The following is a 17,101-nucleotide window of genomic DNA, read 5'->3' as shown; positions in this document are numbered from 1 at the left end:
ATATGCCGTTATTTAGGGGGAAGCGTTCCATGACTCAACGCATTGCATATGTGACAGGCGGGATGGGCGGTATTGGTACGTCCATTTGCCAGCGGCTGTACAAGGATGGCTTCCGGGTCGTGGCAGGGTGCGGTCCGAATTCGCCGCGCCGCGTGAAGTGGCTGGAAGATCAAAAGGCGTTGGGCTTCGATTTCATCGCGTCAGAAGGTAACGTCGGCGATTGGGAATCGACCAAGGCTGCGTTCGACAAGGTGAAAGCCGAAGTCGGCGAGGTCGACGTGCTGGTGAACAACGCCGGCATCACGCGCGATATCGTCTTCCGCAAGATGACGCGCGAGGATTGGGATGCGGTCATCGATACCAACCTGACGAGCCTGTTCAACGTCACCAAGCAGGTGATCGAAGGCATGTGCGAGCGCGGCTGGGGCCGCATCATCAACATTTCGTCGGTCAACGGACAAAAGGGGCAGTTCGGTCAGACGAACTACTCGACGGCCAAGGCCGGGATTCACGGCTTCACGATGGCGCTGGCGCAGGAAGTGGCGACCAAGGGCGTGACGGTCAATACCGTGTCGCCAGGCTACATCGGAACCGACATGGTGCGCTCGATTCGTCAGGACGTGCTCGACAAGATCATTGCGACGATCCCGGTCAGGCGCCTGGGCGAGCCGGGCGAGATCGGCTCCATCGTGGCGTGGCTGGCATCGGACGATTCGGGCTTCTCGACGGGCGCAGACTTCTCGCTGAACGGCGGCCTGCACATGGGTTGAGCGGTAATGGGGCGGGGGCCGGCGAGGGCCGAAGTGAGCCGCGCGCCCCATTGAGGGTTAGGGCTTTGCCGCATAGCAGCAAACGTCCTAGAATCGATAATATGTGACTAACCCCGACCGTCGGTCGGGGAAGTCCTTCATAAATGCAGGAAACCCACCGCATGACCGCGAGCAAGAAGACTGACGAGCGCCTGATCAAAAAGTATCCGAACCGGCGTCTGTACGATACCCAAACCAGTACGTACATCACCCTTGCCGATGTGAAGCAATTGGTGCTTGAGACCGAGGAGTTCAAGGTCGTCGACGCCAAGACGGGCGAGGACCTGACCCGCAGCATTCTGCTGCAGATCATTCTGGAAGAAGAGACCGGCGGCGTGCCGATGTTCTCGAGCGCCATGCTGTCCCAGATCATCCGCTTCTATGGCCATGCGCTGCAAGGGATGATGGGCACGTATCTCGAGAAGAACATCCAGACGTTCATCGAAATTCAGAACAAGCTGGCCGATCAGTCGAAGGGCATCTATGAAGGCGCCGCCTTCAACCCGGACGTCTGGGCGCAATTCATGAACATGCAGGCGCCGATGATGCAGGGCATGATGACCAACTACATCGAGCAGTCGAAGAACCTGTTCGTGCAGATGCAGGAGCAGATGCAGAGCCAGGCGAAGAACATGTTCAGCACGTTCCCGTTCCCTGGAACACCGGGTGCACCCGGTGCACCGGGCAAGGACCCGAACAAGAAGCCCTGAATGGTTTGGCGACGTTGCGATGTGGCACGGGGCGTACATCGCAACGAGAGTTGGATTGGACTGCGGGCGAACGAGGTGAAGATTACGCGGTTCTTCGCTTCTGGCTGAGTTGCAGCGGTTTCTGCGCTCCAGGGCATTGCCGGACACGCAGACAGAATGGTTGAGGCCCTTTCCGTTGCTTTGCGGGTCGTCGTCACGCTGATGAACGATGGTGTAGCCGTCGGGCGGGGTGTTGTGAGCAACCTTTGCAACGGCTGGCGTGCCTCGCATCAACACGCGACCCGCCAGGTTGGCCTATCTGGCCTCAAGACGGCCGTCACGTATGGCGCAACCCGTCACTGCGCCGGGCTTTCCGGTGTCTGTCTCGCTCTGCCAGCAGCAGCGGCATCAGTTCCTCGATGTATTTCTTGGCATGACCAAGCGTGACCACCTGTTGGAAGCGCTGATGCCCCTTATCGCGCCCAACCAGGGCAATATGGGCTTTCCTCAGTACGTGCAGGTAGGCCATAAGACTGGTGCCGTCGCGCAGAGGCTTGTTGTTGCGCGGATCCGGGGAAGGTGCTTGGGCCATGTTCAGATCCTCTGAGGGCAGTCAGTGCGGCAGGTCGTTGTGATCAGGGGCAGCAGATCCCTGGCGTTCCGGTCGCGGTCGGTCAGCGGCGAAAGACCGAACAGGCGCTCGACGGTTGCGAGTACTGAGGCGTGGTCATACACCGTGTGATCCACCTGGCCTTGCGCTACCCAGGGCGATACCACGATCGCGGGGACGCGCACGCCGTAGACATCGAACAGGAATCCATTTTTGTTCAGGGTCGAGGCCGCACCGTCGTTCGGCGGGGGCGCGGTGCCGGGGTTGACTGAGTCGTAGAAGCCGCCGTGTTCGTCATACAGGATCACTAGCAGGCTGCTCTCCCAGATTGGCGAGTTGCGAATCGCGTTGTAGACGCGGGCCGCGAGCTGGTCGCCGCCGGTTAGACCGTCCATCGGATGCTGCGAGCTTCCGCCCTCGTAAGTGTGGTGCACGATATCGCCGTAGTCCGGCTCGATAAATGTGTAGTGGGCGGTATAGCCTGCCGCGAGATCGGCCTCGAAGTGCGACAGGTCGTCGATGTCGAAGAAGCTAATGCCTTTGATGGACGAGACCTGCGGCACGCGCCCCAGAAGTGAGCCCGAGTCATCCTGGTAGAGGCGGTACTTGAGGTTGGCCAGCGCGTCGAAGATCGAACCGTTCGGGTAGACGAAGCCGTCCAAAGTCTCCCATTCGTTTATTTCGGCAGAGGTCGGCGAATGGTCGAGGCCCGCCGAGGACGCACCATGCACGAAATACCGGTTCGGCCAGGTGGGGCCGGGCACCGACGAGCGCCAGCCGTCACACAGCATGAACTGTGTCGCCAGCTTGTATAGCGCGGGCGACTGACTGGCGGTGTTGATACCCAGCATGATCTTGCCCACGTCGGCGGTCTGTGGTGGATTGCCTTCGGAGTGGGTCGTCGCGTAGTTCGAAGCGAAGCCGGAGTTATTGACCGGCGGGTAAGCTCGTCCGTTCGGGGGCGGGACGCCCGCACCGCAAAGCTGTTCGATCACGTCCGTGAACTCATGTCCGGGGTCGGTGGGCATCTGGTCGGGCGCGTCGCGGCCAAACGGATAGTCAGTGCTGCCGTAGGCGTTGGCATTCCCGGACGTGGCCGCGACGATGCCGGGTATGCCCGACAGTCCAAACAGGTGGTCGAACGATCGGTTCTCCAGCATCAGCACGAACACATGCTGGATGGGAGTCTGGGCCGGTGCGGATGCGATCGATGCGTTTGCATTCATGAATGCCTCCTCCTGTCGCTTGTCGGCCCTCGACTAAGGGTTGCAGTTCATTAAAGCGTCCACTTGCGTAGTGCGTGGTGTTGATCCCGGGCCTCGGCGAGAGCGTCATTCCCATGGAGCATTTGTACATTCAGTATTTGAGCTCCGACATCGATTGCCGAGTCATCTTCGATTTTTTTCAGGTCGGTCAAATCGCTGCAGATTGAAGGTCTTCCGCATTGATCGTCAATGGATCAGCGCGTACCAGGCAACACGATGGCTTTTGTGCGCGGCCCTTCAGCGTTCCCGTCTCACATACCGTTCGTAGTACGTTGAGTGAGTTTTTATAAAAGCACACGACGAACGTTATTTCAAGAAGTGGAGCAGAGGGCGCAGGACTCACCGGTAAGACGATCGCCCGGCACACGGGCGCGAATGTCCCTGCATGGCCGGTCACGTCTCCCTGTCTTCAGCATCGCTCGAGCGCAGAACGCTTTGTCATTGTCGGCATGAGTCGCCTGCGGGAGCCCACGGGGTGGACATCGCAACGATAGTTGGAACGCGCCGCGGGCGAACAAGGTAAAATACGCGGTTCTTCGCCGCAGGTCAGGTCTTGCGGCGGTTTCGGCGGCAAGCGGTTTTTCGCGTTCCCGGGCATTGCGTTGGCATTGCCGGTGACGCAGACGGAATGGCTCTGAGGCCTCTCCGATGTTTCGCCGCTCGATCGTCACACGTATTTACTAGATCAGGATTTCGCCCCATGTCCCGCCCATTGCCCGCCGGCACCCCTAAAGTCGGCTTCGTTTCGCTCGGCTGCCCCAAGGCTCTGGTCGACTCCGAGCAGATCCTGACCCAACTGCGCGCCGAAGGTTACGCCATCTCCGGTACCTATGACGGCGCAGACCTCGTGGTGGTCAATACTTGCGGCTTCATCGACGACGCGGTGCAGGAAAGCCTCGACGCCATCGGTGAGGCGCTCGCCGAGAACGGCAAAGTGATCGTCACCGGTTGCCTGGGCGCGAAGAAGGACGCGGCGGGTCAGGACATCGTGAGCGCCGTGCACCCAAAGGTGCTGGCCGTGACCGGCCCTCACGCCGTGGGCGAAGTGATGAGCGCGGTGCACCTGCACCTGCCCAAGCCGCACGATCCCTTCTCGGATCTCGTGCCGCCGGCCGGGATCAAGCTCACGCCGCGCCACTACGCGTATCTGAAAATCTCAGAAGGCTGCAATCATCGCTGCACGTTCTGCATCATCCCGTCGATGCGAGGCGATCTCGATTCGCGCCCCGTCGCCGAAGTGATGCTTGAGGCCGAGAATCTCTTCAAGGCCGGCGTGAAGGAGTTGCTGGTGATCTCGCAGGACACCAGCGCGTATGGTGTCGATGTGAAGTACCGCACCGGTTTCTGGGCGGGCCGTCCGCTCAAGACCCGCATGACCGAACTGGTGACGGCGCTGGGCGAACTGGCCAAGCAGTACGGCGCGTGGGTGCGTCTGCACTATGTGTATCCGTACCCGCACGTCGACGAAATCATTCCGCTGATGGCGCAGGGCCACATCCTTCCGTATCTCGACGTGCCCCTGCAACACGCGCATCCGGACGTGCTCAAGCGCATGAAACGTCCCGCCTCGGGCGAGAAGAATCTCGAGCGCATTCAGGCGTGGCGCAAGGTGTGCCCGGACCTGACGATTCGCAGCACGTTCATTGCCGGGTTCCCCGGTGAGACCGAAGCCGAATTCGAGTATCTGCTGGATTTCCTGCGCGAGGCCGAGCTGGACCGCGTGGGCTGCTTTGCCTATTCGCCGGTCGAGGGTGCGAAGGCCAACGAACTGCCGGGCGCGTTGCCCGACGAAGTTCGCGAAGAACGTCGCGCGCGCTTCATGGAAGTGGCCGAAGCGATTTCGGCGGAGCGCCAGCAGCGCAAGGTCGGCACCACGATTCAGGTCATTGTCGACGAGATCAACCAAGACGGCGGCGTTGCCCGTTCAGCGGCGGACGCCCCGGAAATCGACGGCCTCGTGTACATCGAACCCACGCCGAAGGCGGCCAAGCGCCTGAAGGTCGGCGAGTTCGTGAACGTGACCGTGACCGGCGCCGATGGCCACGACCTGTGGGGTGAGGTGGCCTGATGACGCAAGCGGGTCCGTCCATTCCGCAAGTGCTCGCCATGGGAGAAGCCATGGTGGAATTCAATCAGTCGCCCGACGATGCCCGTCGGTACTTGCAGGGCTTCGGCGGCGACACGTCCAATTTCGTCATCGCGGCGCGTCGTCAAGGAGTGAGCACGGGTTTCGTGAGCGCGGTTGGCGATGACCTCTTCGGCCGCATGCTGCTCGATCTGTGGCGTGAGGAAGCGGTCGATACGCGTTACGTTCGCGTTGATGCGCAAGCGCCGACCGGGGTCTATTTCGTATCGCACGACGAGAGCGGGCACCATTTCGATTACCTGCGCGCGGGTTCCGCTGCCAGCCGTTATCACGCACAGGACCTGCCGTGCGAGGCGCTGACGGGGGCATCGTTCCTGCATCTGTCCGGCATCAGCCTGGCGATCAGTGTGAGCGCCTGCGACGCCGCCTTCGACGCCATGTCGAAGATCCGTGCCGCTGGCGGCAACGTGTCGTTCGATACCAATCTGCGTCTGAAGCTGTGGCCGTTGACCCGCGCTCGCGCCACGATGCGCGAAGCGTTCAGTCTGACCGACGTCTGCCTGCCGAGCTGGGACGACGTGACGGCCATCACCGGACTGGAAGATCGCGACGCCATCCTCGACGAGCTTCTCTCCCATGGGGTGAAGGTCGTGGCGCTCAAGCTGGGCCGCGAGGGGTGCTATGTCGCCACGCCGGAGGAACGTCGTATCGTCGCGCCATACCCGGTGCAGGCGATTGACGCCACTGGGGCAGGCGACTGCTTCGGCGGCGCGTTCGTGGCCCGCCTGGCGCTGGGCGACGATCCGTTCACCGCGGCACGCTACGCCAACGTGTGCGCCGCATTGTCGACAACCGGATACGGCGCGGTCGCGCCCGTGCCGCGTGCGGAGCAGGTGCTCAGGCAATTGGCGGGCTGAGGGTTGAGCCTCGTCAGCGCATGACCGGGGCACAATCGTTGCCCCGGCGCTTCCAGCAGTCCCAGCGAGCGACGGGCGGCGCACGACCGTGCTGCCCCCGGCACCAACCACCTCATCGAAGTTTCCCTCCACAGACCCTGCCATCGCGGTAACCCCCATAGCGCTATACTCGTTGCGAACTGATATCCACCAGGAGAAGAGACATGCAACGAGAGGTCGTGATCGTCAGCGGTGTGCGCACTGCCATTGGTGATTTTGGCGGCAGCCTGAAGGATTTCGCGCCGACGCAACTTGGCGCCATCGTCGCACGCGAGGCCATGGCCCGCGCGAAGGTCAGTGGCGAGGACATAGGACAGGTCGTGTTCGGTAACGTCATCCATACCGAGCCGAAAGACATGTATCTGGCGCGCGTGGCGTCCATCGAGGCAGGGGTGAGCCAGAACGCGCCCGCGATGACCGTGAACCGCCTATGCGGCTCAGGTCTGCAAGCGGTGGTCTCCGCAGCGCAGTCGATCCTGCTGGGTGACACCGACATCGCGATGGCAGGCGGTGCCGAGAGCATGAGCCGCGCGCCGTACGTCATGCCGGGTGCCCGCTGGGGCACGCGCATGGGCGAATCGCGTCTCGTCGACATGATGCTCGGCGCGCTTCACGACCCGTTTGCCGACATCCATATGGGGGTGACGGCGGAGAACATCGCGAAGAAGTGGGGCATCACGCGCGACGATCAGGACCGTCTGGCTGTCGAGTCGCATCGGCGTGCTGCGCACGCGATGGCGGCCGGCTATTTCAACGATCAGATCGTGCCGATCGCGATCAGGTCGAAGCAGGGTGATATCTCGTTCACGACCGACGAGCACGTGCGCGCCGGTTTGAGCATGGAAGACATGGCGAAGCTGCGCCCCGTGTTCGAGAAAGACGGTACGGTGACCGCCGGTAATGCTTCAGGACTGAACGATGCCGCTGCGGCCCTCATCCTGATGGAGCGCGCGCAAGCCGAGCGTCGCGGTGCCAAGCCGCTGGCACGGCTGGTGAGCTACGCCCACGCCGGTGTCGATCCGAACTATATGGGGATTGGCCCCGTGCCGGCGTCGCGCAAGGCGCTGGAGCGTGCGGGTCTCAAGGTGGATGACATCGACGTGGTGGAAGCCAACGAGGCGTTCGCGGCCCAGGCATGCGCGGTCACGCGCGATCTCGGCTTCGATCCGGCCAAGGTGAACCCGAACGGTTCCGGCATATCGCTGGGGCACCCGATCGGCGCCACCGGTGCGCTCATCACGGTCAAGGCGCTGTATGAGTTGCAGCGCATCGGTGGCCGTTACGCGCTGGTGACCATGTGTATCGGCGGTGGGCAGGGCATTGCAGCCGTGTTCGAGCGCGTGTAAGTTACACCCCGGGGGCCGGCGGTGTTGCCGGCCCGAGCCATTCCGGAGCCGTGATGACGCAAGACAACCGCAAGCCCCTCGATACGCCGGAAGCCAACGGCTGGCACTGGCAGACCAATATTCTGCATGCCGACACACAATTGCCCGCAGGGTTTGCCGCCATGCCGGTGCCTGTCGCCCGTGCGTCGACGGTGATTTTCCCCGATCTGGCCGCCATGCGTGCGCTCGACTGGAAGAACGACAGCCAGTGGCGCTACGGCCTGCATGCGACGCCGACATCGATGGAGTTGATGCGGCGTCTTGCGGCACTCGAAGGCGGCAAGCATTGCCTGCTGTTCCCGTCTGGCCTCGCGGCCATTTCCAATGTGTACTTCGGCCTCGTCAAGAGCGGCGACGACGTGCTCATTCCCGACAATGCCTACAGCCCGAATCGTGAGCACGGCGACTGGCTTGCCGAATCGTTCGGCATCACGGTGCGCTATTACGATCCGATGATCGGCAACGGCATCGGTGCACTGATTCAACCCAATACGAAGGTGATCTGGCTCGAAGCGCCGGGTTCGGTCACGATGGAAGTGCCGGACGTGCCGGCCATCGCACGCGCTGCGCGCGAGCGCGGTGTGCTCACCGCCATCGACAACACCTATTCGGCTGGCCTGGCGTTCCGCCCATTCGATCACGGCGTGGACATCTCGGTGCAGGCGCTGACCAAATACCAGTCGGGCGGCAGCGATGTGCTGATGGGCGCTGTCGTGACCGTCGACGACGACGTGCACCATCGTCTGAAGCGCGCCCGCATGCGTATGGGTGTGGGGGTGTCGGTCGACGATTGCAGTCTCGTGCTGCGCAGCCTGCCGAACATGCAACTGCGCTTCGAGGCGCACGACCGCGCTGCGATGACACTGGCTACATGGCTGGAAACGCGCCACGAGATTGCGGCGGTGCTGCACCCGGCATTCGAGGACTGCCCGGGTCATCAGCATTTCCGTCGCGACTTCTCGGGGGCGGGCGGTCTGTTCTCCGTGGTGTTCGACGAGCGCTACTCGCAAGCGCAGATCGATGCGTTCATCGAAGCGCTACGCTTGTTCAAGATCGGCTTCAGCTGGGGCGGGGCGCACAGCCTTGTCGTGCCATACCGCGTGCCGTCGATGCGTACGGCAACGCCGTGGCCGCATAAGGGCGCGTTGGTGCGCTTCTACATCGGTCTCGAAGACGTGCGGGATTTGCAGGCGGATATCGAGGCGAGCCTCAAGGCGCATCTCGGCGCCTGATGTTGCGATCCGGGGCGGAGGAACGGCTCGCGGATTGCGCAAGCCGTGTCCGCCCGGGGGGGCACGTTCAGTTCTTGCGGAACAGTGAGAGCAGACCGTCCAGCCCGGCGTAATTGAATGCGACGGAGGCCTTCTCGCGCACCACGGGTTTGGCACGGAACGCTACCGACAACCCGGCAATCGCCATCATCTGAAGGTCGTTCGAGCCGTCGCCCATAACAATGGCCTGATCGGGACGGATGCCGAATTGGGCCGCCACTTCGGCCACCGTGCGCGCCTTCACTTCGGCGTTGACGATCTCTCCCAGCACACGACCGGTGAGCTTGCCGTCGACAATCTCCAGCGTGTTGGCGCGGGCGACATCCAGATTCAGACGCGTCTTCAGGCGTTCCGTAAAAAAGGTGAAGCCACCCGACACCAGCAGCGTGCGAATGCCGAGCGACTGCACGCCGTGCAGCATGGTCTGCGCGCCGGGCGAGAGTTGCAGGCGCTCGTCGAACACCTTCTCCAAAGCACTGGCATCGAGCCCCTTGAGCAAGGCTACGCGGCGCGTGAGACTTTCGTTGAAGTCCTTGATCTCGCCGCGCATGGCGGCCTCGGTGATCGCCGAAACTTCCGCCTTCAATCCGCAGAAATCGGCGATTTCGTCGACGCACTCGATGGTGATGAGCGTGGAGTCCATATCCATGGCCACCAGCTTGAAATCCGTGAGACGGCGCTGGCTGTCGACGAGTACGGCATCGACCTCGTGCTGCTGGGCAAACGCATGCATCGCGGTGCGCAGGGCCGGGCTGTCGGGGACATCGGCGATGCGCGCCGCACCCGGCGTAAACGTGACACTGGCACCGGGCACGAGTGCACCGACGGCGGCTTGCAGGTGAGGCGGGAATGCCGTAGCGGGAGCGGCGGGCGTGGCGGGTGAAGCGCTGCCCAGAATGACGAGGTCGTTGGCCATCTTGAAGTCGAGAGTCTTGCGTTTTACGTGCGACCGACATTCTACCGGGTTGCGGCGGCCTCGCGCCGGTTTCCCGGACGGGCGCGAGATTCCGGATGCCGATCCGTCGCACGGGGCGCGCCTCAGCCGTCGTTAGTGGCGCGACGCGCGTGGCTCGGCGGAAGTGCCTCGAACTTGTGCCAGACGCGCCGTAGATGGCGGCTGGAGCCGAAACCGGTGCGCTCGGCAATGCGCTCCAGATCGAGATGGCTGTTGCCGAGCATCTCGCGCGCGAGCGCGATGCGCAGTCGATGCAGATAGTCGATGGGCGCGACGCCGGCATGTTCGCGGAAGAGTCGCGTCACGTGCCGTTCGCTCGCGCAGGCGATGTCGGCCATGGTGGCGAGTGTCCAGTCGTGGGCGGGATCGGCGGCGATGGCGTCCTGTACCCGATGCAATGCCGGGTGCAGGTGATTGCGGCCTTCGAGCCAGGGGGACAACTGCGGGTCGGCGCCGGCACGCCGCGCGTAGACGACCATCTGGCGCGCCACCGCAGCCGCGCACAGCGGGCCGGTGGCGTTGGCAATGAGGGTGAGCATCAGATCCAGCCCGGTGGTGACGCCGGCGCTCGTCCACACGTTCCCGTCATGCACGTAGAGCCGGTTGTCCGCTACGCGCGCACTTGGGGCCAGTGCGCGCAATTCGTCGCAACTGCCGTGATGCGTGGTGCAGGCGCGCGTATCGAGCAGTCCCGCGCGTGCGGCCAGCAGCGCGCCCGTGCAGATGCACGCCAGTTGGTGCGTGGGGCGTACCACTTGCCGAAGCCACGCAACGGCGCGGGCTTCGGCGTCTTCTGCCGGGGCGTCCGATAAGTTGGATAAGTCCGTCATCGTGCCATCGTCCGTCACTTGCTCCGGCAGTGGCTTCTCGACGGTGCCCGCGACGACCAGCCAGGCGTCGTCGGGCACGTCGCCTGGCAGCACGTCCAGCGGCGAGAGGCGCAGGCCGATGGAGGTGGCCACCGAGCGCTGTGTGCCGACATAGCGCAACACGAAGCGCACGTCGTCCTGCTGATGATTGGCGATGCGCAACGCCTCGGCCGGCGCTGCGATGTCGAGCAGCAGCGTATTGGGCATGACCAGCAGATAGACGGGTTGCAGTCGTGGCATCGCAGCAGGCCTTCAGGACAAATTCGGACAACGTCGGCTCGAGAGCGACATTACACCGCCGCGAGCGCTTCCTCAACCGTCACGATACGGGCGAAGCGGTCGACGAGGACCGTTTCGGTGCGCTCCTTGAGGTCGGCCACCGACAACTCGCGTCCGGTGCGCGGGTGTTGCATCGGGAAGGTGAGGGTGGCTTCCGTGACGAAGTCCACTTCGTAACCCGCATCGGACGCCGCACGGGTCGTCGTCTCGCAGCATTGCTCGGTGCGGATGCCGGAAACGATCAGACGCGCAATGCCATGTTCGACGAGCCACGCGCCGAGGGTGGAGCCGGCCAGCGCGCTGTGCTTCACCTTGTCCACCGTGAATACCGGGGCGATACGAAGTTCTTCGAGCGTGCGCACGAAGCCCGAGTCACGCGAGAACACGCCCGAATCGATATGGAACACCTGCACGACGGGGACGCCACGCGCCACCGCACCGTCGACGAGCGCTTGTTGCCGGCTGAAGTACGTGGCGAGATCGTCTTCGCGCCAGTACGGACGCTGACGGAACGATTCCTGGGCGTCGATGACGAGCAGGGCGGTGCGGGACGTTTGGGCGGTTTGATTTTGCGACATGAGCGACTCCGTTAGGTTGGGTGACGGTGAGGCCATGTTACGAGGCGATCAGGGACCACGACAGACCGCTTGCAGACCGGAATCGGACGTATCCGGACATCAACGGTCGATGCCGGTCAAACCGATCGAATGCCCCGAATGCCGGATAGACAGGCGTTCAGATCGCGGCGTGCGTGCCAATGCCGGCGGCTTGCGCCCGCTGATACAGCGCGGCGGCGAGTGCGACGTCCTGCGCCCCCATGCCGAGCGACTTGAACAAGGTGACGGCTTCGGCGTTGGTGCGCCCGGGATGCGTGCGAATGACCAGTTCCCCGAGGTCTGCAAGCAGGTCCTCCGGTCCGATACGGCCTTCGGCGGCAGCCGCCAGATAGTCGCCGGACTCGTTGATCGTCGATTCACGCCGGTCGACGAACAACCGGGCTCGCGCCATGAGCATGGTATCGGCTTCACGATGACGAGGTGTGCTGCTGCCCACCAGATTGACGTGTGTGCCCGGCGCGATCCAGCCGGCTTGCAACACCGGGTCCGTTGCGTTCGTCACCGTCACGACGATATCGGCGTCGCACACGGCCGCTTTCGCGCTCTCGGCGGCTTCGAGGGGGAAGCTGTAGTTCGACTGTTCCTTGTCGACGAAAGCCTGTGCCGTGGCGAGCGAGCGGCTTGCCACATACACGTGCCGCAACGGGCGCGCCGCCGCGAGCGCCGCGAGATGCCAGTGCGCCTGATGACCTGCCCCGATCAGGGCGAGGCGAGAGGCGTCGGGGCGGGCGAGCAGACGTGTCGCCAGTCCGGTCACGGCGGCGGTGCGAATGCCGGTGATCTCCGCCGCGTTCATGACGGCGAGGAGTTCGCCCGTCTCCCCGCTCATCAACAGAACGCAGCCCTGATGCGGGTCCTTGCCGTGCGCGCTGTTGCCGGGAAAGAAGGTGCCGACCTTGGCGCCATAGACCGGCATGCCGGCCGCAGCGCTGCCGAGGAATGCGGGCATCATGCCGAGCATGCCTTTTGCGCCGAGCGCTTCCGGCGCACGGATGATCTGGCGCAACGGCAGGTGAATCTGCCCACGGGCGAGCGCGCCGAACATGTCGGACATGACGGGGATCGCGTCGGCCACGGGCATGAGCGCGGCGATTTGCGCAGCGTCGAGCAGCAGAACGGGGGGCGTTAAGGAGGTGGCGGACATGCGAGTTCCTTGTGAACGTGCGGGCAGTGGCCGAGGCGCCAAGCGAAGACGCGACCGTCAGGTCGCGTCAGGCGTTTCGTCAGAGGGGGAAGGCGTTCAGCCGTTCGCTTCGGCTGCGAGCGCCGCTTCGATGTGGCGGTTGAACGTCGCCGTGTCGGTGTTGGTGCCGCACAGCAGCACGCCGACGCGCTTGCCCATGAGTGTCTCGCGCAGCGGTCCCATCAGCGCGGCGGTCGCCGCCGCGCAGGCGGGTTCTACAGCCAGCTTCAATTGACGGAACAGGGTGAGCATGCCCGCGCGCATCTGGTCGTCGGTGACCGTGACCAACTCGTCGACATGACGGCGGCACAGCGTATAGCTGTACAACTCTGTGTGCGGTGCCATCAGGCTGTCGGCGATACCGGTCATCGGCCCCATCTTGACAGTGCCGCCTGCAGCGAAGCTCTGTGCCATGGCGTCGGCACCGGCCGGTTCGACCCCGTACACCTTCACGTGTGGCGCGAACAGCTTGAACGCGGTGGCTACACCGGCAATCAAGCCGCCACCGCCGATGGGCACGATCACGGCGTCGAGGTCGGGGGCTTGCTTCGCCCATTCGTAGCCCAGCGTGGCCGTGCCGAGCACCGTGCGGTAACCGTTGAACGGATGCACGAAGTAGCGGCCTTCTTCCTGTTCGACGCGCTTGACCATGTCGAACGCTTCGTGAACGTTGTCAGCGAGTATCAGTTCCGCACCGTATTCACGGCACAGCGAGGAACGTGCCGGGCTGGCGGTCTTGAGCATGATCGTCTTGGCGCCGATGCCCGTTGCTCGCGCGGCGTAGGCCACCGCCACGGCGTGGTTGCCGGCGGACACGCACGTCACGCCCGCCTTGCGCTGCGCTTCGTCAAGTGAGAGCAGGTTCGAGAACGCCCCGCGCGCCTTGAACGTGCCCGACGCCTGCAACAGTTCGTACTTGAATGTCACCTGGGTGTCGCCGAGCGTCGGAAAGTCACGGCGGGTGAATACCGGCGTCGTTCGCACATAAGGAAGCAGCTTCTCGTGCAAGGCGGCGATGGCGTCTTTCGTCGGCGCGGGTTGCCCGTCGATGGTTTCGGCGTGCAGGTCGTGGGTCGATTGCGTCACTTGGGCGTTGTCTCCTTAGTCGTGAAATGCCGGGAGGGGGCGCACACCGGTGAGCGGATGTGCGCCGCGGCTCCCGTAGCCGCTTGGCGTTGCCGGGCTCGATGGTTCAGCGAAGGCCGAGCTTGCGGCTGCGCAGCAGCGCGGTAATGCTGATGACGGCAGCGAAAATCAGATAGAAGCTCGGCGCGAGCTTGTTGCCCGTTGCGCCAATGAGCCACGTGATGATAAACGGTGCGAAGCCGCCGAACACCGTTGCTGCAATGTTATAGCTCAGAGAGAGGCCCGTGGTGCGCACCTGTGTCGGGAACAATTCGGTGAGCAGTGCGGGCAGGGCGCCGAAGTAGGTCGTCATCAGCAGGCCGAGCACGATCTGGAACACCATCAGCGAGCCGAACGTCGGATTCGCATCGAGGAAGCGGAACATCGGGTAGACGAGTACCAGCAATGCCACGGCGGCGGCGAGCATCGGCTTGATCCGGCCGTGCGTATCCGACCAGTGGCCGACGATCGGTGCGACGATCAGTTGCACGACACCCGTGAGCAGCACGGCTGAGAATGCGGCCGAGGACGGCAGACCCAGTTGCTTGACCGCATACGTCGGCATGTAGAGCACCAGATAGGTCGCGACGGTGGCCATCACGACCACGCCGATGGCGAGCAGCAGGCGTTCCTTTTGGCTGGCAAACGTATCGCGCAGGGGGTTTTGCGTGGGCTCGATGTCCAGGAACTCGGGTGTCTCGTCCAGACGGCGGCGAATGTAATACGCCACGGGGCCGATCAACAAGCCGAAGAAGAAGGGGACACGCCACCCCCACGACGCCATCGCTTCCGGCGACAGATTGCCGGTGAGCAGCGCGCCGAAACCTGCGGCGAGCAGCGTGGTGAGACCTTGCGAGGCGACCTGCCAGCTCGAGAAGAAGCCGCGACGTTGCGGCGCGTGCTCGGCGAGGAACGCCGTGGCGCTACCGAATTCGCCGCCGGCCGAGAAGCCCTGCACCATGCGGGCGATGACGATACCCACCGGCGCCAGCACCCCGATGGAGGTATACGTCGGCATGAGCGCGATGAGCAGCGTGCCGACCATCATCAACAGAATCGACAGCGTGAGCGCGGCTTTGCGGCCGGCGCGGTCGGCGTAGGCGCCAATCACGATGGCACCGAGCGGGCGCATGAAGAACGACACGCCGAACGTGCCGAGCGTGAGCAGCAGCGACACCGTGTCGTTGCCGGTCGGGAAGAACAGTTTCGCGATGGTCACGGCGAAGAAGCCGTACACCACGAGATCGAACCACTCGAGGGCGTTACCGATCGATGCGGATACGATCACACGCCAGGCGTGCGGGGTGGTGCGGGCGGACGGGGCCGTCGCGTTGGGGGCTGCGCTTGCACTCATGGGCGAGATCTCCAATACCTTGTCTGGCGTATGTGCTTTGTTATCTTGCGAAGGGATGTCTTGTGCGCCTTTGCAATAGACGTCTGTGACTGTGTACGGCGTGCTGCTTTGTTGCCTTGCGCGATGCCGGACCGGCGCCGCCAAGGCAACGGGCCGCATCCCGCTAGCGGAATACGGCCCGGTAAGGTGACAGCCGGCGCCTTGGCCTGAAATGATTCAGGCGTCGGTTCAGGCGTCGACGGTATTGCTGCGAATCAGCTTGCGCAGGAACGACTCGCACTGCGCGATCTGTTCGAGCGACACGAACTCGTTGGGCTTGTGCGCCTGCTCGATATTGCCAGGGCCGCATACGATCGACGGCACGCCCGCCAGTTGGAACTGACCGGCTTCGGTGCCGTAGGCGACCTTGCGCTTGTCGGTGTCCTTGGTCAGGGCGCGCACGAGTTGCGTGATGGCGTCCTGCTCCGAGGCGTCCAGCGCCGGGGCGGCGGCAATCCGCTTGAACTCGATGCCGGCGTTCGGATGCTCTTTCTGCATCTTCGGCACAAGCTCGTCCAGCGCGTATTGCTGAATGCGCTGGAAGATGCCTTCGGCGTCGACGCCCGGCAGATTGCGGTATTCGAAAACGAACTCGCACAGTGCCGGAATCGTGTTGAGGGCGATGCCGCCCGAGATCGTGCCGGTCTGCGCCGTGGTGAACGGCACGTCGAACAACTCGTCGAACGGACCGTTCTGCTTGAAGTGATCGGCCAGATCGCGGATGTAGCAGATCAGACGTGCCGCGTATTCAATGGCGTTCGAGCCCTTCGGCGTGAGCGACGAGTGCGCTGCGTGACCGCGCACACAGCACTGGTAGGCGTTGATGCCCTTGTGGGCGACGATCACGCGCATGCTCGTCGGCTCGCCGACGATGCAACCGTCCGGGCGAATGCCGCGCTCGCGCAGCTCGGCCAGCATCACGGGCGCGCCCACGCAACCGATCTCTTCGTCGTAGGAAAAAGCGAAATGGAACGGCGTCTTGAGCTTGGCGTCGCGCATTTCCGGCAGCATCGTCATGACAGCGCCGATGAAGCCCTTCATGTCGCAGGTGCCGCGGCCATACAGGTTGCCGTCGCGCACCACGGGCTTGAACGGATCGGTATCCCACGGCTGGCCGTCGACCGGCACCACGTCGGTGTGACCCGACAGCACGATGCCGCCCTGGGTGTTGCCGTCAGCGGCGGGCAGCGTCACGAACAGATTGGCCTTGCGCTTGGTCGCGTCATACGAGAGCCACGGCTCGACACCCGAATGCTTGAGGCTGTCGCGCACCGTCTCGATCAGGCCGAGGTTCGATTCGCGGCTGGTGGTATCGATGCTGACCAGCTTCGTGATCCAGTCGAGCGATGCTGGCTGGGCCTCGCTGGCGGCTTGCGGCGCGATGGCTTGAGGGGAAGCGCTTGTCATTCGAATCTCCGGGAATCTTCCAGTCATACGTACTGGGAAATGGTACTCAAAAATAATTTAGAGGTAAAAGATTGTGTGAACAACCATTCCTGCCTCGCGGGAATTTGCGCGCCGGACGGGGGTTTGTCTGGATGCGCTTGCCCGGCGAACGACTGAAATTGCTGCGGTGCACACCGGATTCGAGGTCTTTTCGAGCGTTTCG

At 63.5% G+C, this 17,101-nt stretch carries 15 protein-coding genes; 6 read left to right on the top strand and 9 right to left on the bottom strand.

All coding sequences use genetic code 11. The features are described 5' to 3' along the window. Positions 1–29 precede the first annotated feature (29 nt). The gene (locus PCO31110_RS07640; RefSeq protein WP_010808846.1) at positions 30–770 is read left to right on the top strand and encodes a 3-ketoacyl-ACP reductase; all 741 of its coding nucleotides are present in this window, start codon (positions 30–32) and stop codon (positions 768–770) included. Between the two features lie 161 nt (positions 771–931). Further along, complete coding sequence (gene phaR / locus PCO31110_RS07635) at positions 932–1,519, top strand: polyhydroxyalkanoate synthesis repressor PhaR (protein ID WP_010808847.1); 588 nt, start codon at positions 932–934, stop codon at positions 1,517–1,519. 316 nt (positions 1,520–1,835) lie between these two features. Here phaR and PCO31110_RS07630 read toward each other — a convergent pair whose 3' ends face one another. After that, positions 1,836–2,090: a hypothetical protein gene (locus tag PCO31110_RS07630; RefSeq protein WP_081636187.1), complete on the bottom strand. Its 255-nt coding sequence runs from the start codon at positions 2,088–2,090 to the stop codon at positions 1,836–1,838. Positions 2,091–2,092: 2 nt separating this feature from the next. Next, entirely contained in the window at positions 2,093–3,334 is a 1,242-nt protein-coding gene (locus PCO31110_RS07625) for an alkaline phosphatase family protein (protein ID WP_150690055.1), read from the bottom strand. A gap of 739 nt (positions 3,335–4,073) precedes the next feature. On the opposite strand from PCO31110_RS07625, the gene rimO reads away from it, so the two are divergent. The 4 genes from rimO to PCO31110_RS07605 all read left to right on the top strand — a co-directional run bounded on the left by rimO (position 4,074) and on the right by PCO31110_RS07605 (position 9,032). Continuing rightward, positions 4,074–5,441: a 30S ribosomal protein S12 methylthiotransferase RimO gene (gene rimO / locus PCO31110_RS07620; protein ID WP_010808850.1), complete on the top strand. Its 1,368-nt coding sequence runs from the start codon at positions 4,074–4,076 to the stop codon at positions 5,439–5,441. Next, positions 5,441–6,376: a sugar kinase gene (locus tag PCO31110_RS07615; RefSeq protein WP_150690054.1), complete on the top strand. Its 936-nt coding sequence runs from the start codon at positions 5,441–5,443 to the stop codon at positions 6,374–6,376. Before rimO ends, PCO31110_RS07615 begins: the two co-directional genes overlap by 1 nt. Positions 6,377–6,579: 203 nt before the next feature. Then, positions 6,580–7,761 (top strand): beta-ketothiolase BktB, encoded by a 1,182-nt coding sequence (gene bktB / locus PCO31110_RS07610; protein ID WP_010808852.1) that lies wholly within the window; start codon positions 6,580–6,582, stop codon positions 7,759–7,761. 53 nt (positions 7,762–7,814) lie between these two features. Continuing rightward, positions 7,815–9,032, top strand: a complete 1,218-nt coding sequence (locus tag PCO31110_RS07605) for a cystathionine beta-lyase (RefSeq protein ID WP_150690053.1) — start codon at positions 7,815–7,817, stop codon at positions 9,030–9,032. Positions 9,033–9,099: 67 nt separating this feature from the next. Here PCO31110_RS07605 and serB read toward each other — a convergent pair whose 3' ends face one another. From serB to argE, 7 genes are all read right to left on the bottom strand, one after another. Then, positions 9,100–9,987, bottom strand: a complete 888-nt coding sequence (gene serB, locus PCO31110_RS07600) for a phosphoserine phosphatase SerB (protein WP_150690052.1) — start codon at positions 9,985–9,987, stop codon at positions 9,100–9,102. A 122-nt stretch (positions 9,988–10,109) separates the two neighbouring features. After that, positions 10,110–11,135, bottom strand: coding sequence for a GlxA family transcriptional regulator (locus tag PCO31110_RS07595; protein ID WP_150690051.1), 1,026 nt, complete (start codon positions 11,133–11,135; stop codon positions 10,110–10,112). Between the two features lie 50 nt (positions 11,136–11,185). Next, a complete protein-coding gene (locus tag PCO31110_RS07590; RefSeq protein ID WP_150690050.1) occupies positions 11,186–11,752 on the bottom strand; it encodes a cysteine hydrolase family protein in 567 nt (188 codons plus the stop codon). 157 nt (positions 11,753–11,909) lie between these two features. Then, positions 11,910–12,935: an ornithine cyclodeaminase family protein gene (locus PCO31110_RS07585; protein ID WP_150690049.1), complete on the bottom strand. Its 1,026-nt coding sequence runs from the start codon at positions 12,933–12,935 to the stop codon at positions 11,910–11,912. A 96-nt stretch (positions 12,936–13,031) separates the two neighbouring features. Continuing rightward, complete coding sequence (locus tag PCO31110_RS07580) at positions 13,032–14,060, bottom strand: threonine/serine dehydratase family protein (RefSeq protein WP_010808858.1); 1,029 nt, start codon at positions 14,058–14,060, stop codon at positions 13,032–13,034. 106 nt (positions 14,061–14,166) lie between these two features. Continuing rightward, positions 14,167–15,453: an MFS transporter gene (locus tag PCO31110_RS07575; RefSeq protein ID WP_010808859.1), complete on the bottom strand. Its 1,287-nt coding sequence runs from the start codon at positions 15,451–15,453 to the stop codon at positions 14,167–14,169. A 228-nt stretch (positions 15,454–15,681) separates the two neighbouring features. Further along, complete coding sequence (gene argE / locus PCO31110_RS07570) at positions 15,682–16,899, bottom strand: acetylornithine deacetylase (RefSeq protein WP_010808860.1); 1,218 nt, start codon at positions 16,897–16,899, stop codon at positions 15,682–15,684. Positions 16,900–17,101 lie beyond the last annotated feature (202 nt).

The sequence above is a fragment of the Pandoraea communis genome, from assembly GCF_902459745.1.
Taxonomy (GTDB): domain Bacteria; phylum Pseudomonadota; class Gammaproteobacteria; order Burkholderiales; family Burkholderiaceae; genus Pandoraea; species Pandoraea communis.
The sequence above is the reverse complement of the archived record's forward strand: the minus strand, read 5'-3'. Positions and strand labels throughout refer to the sequence as shown.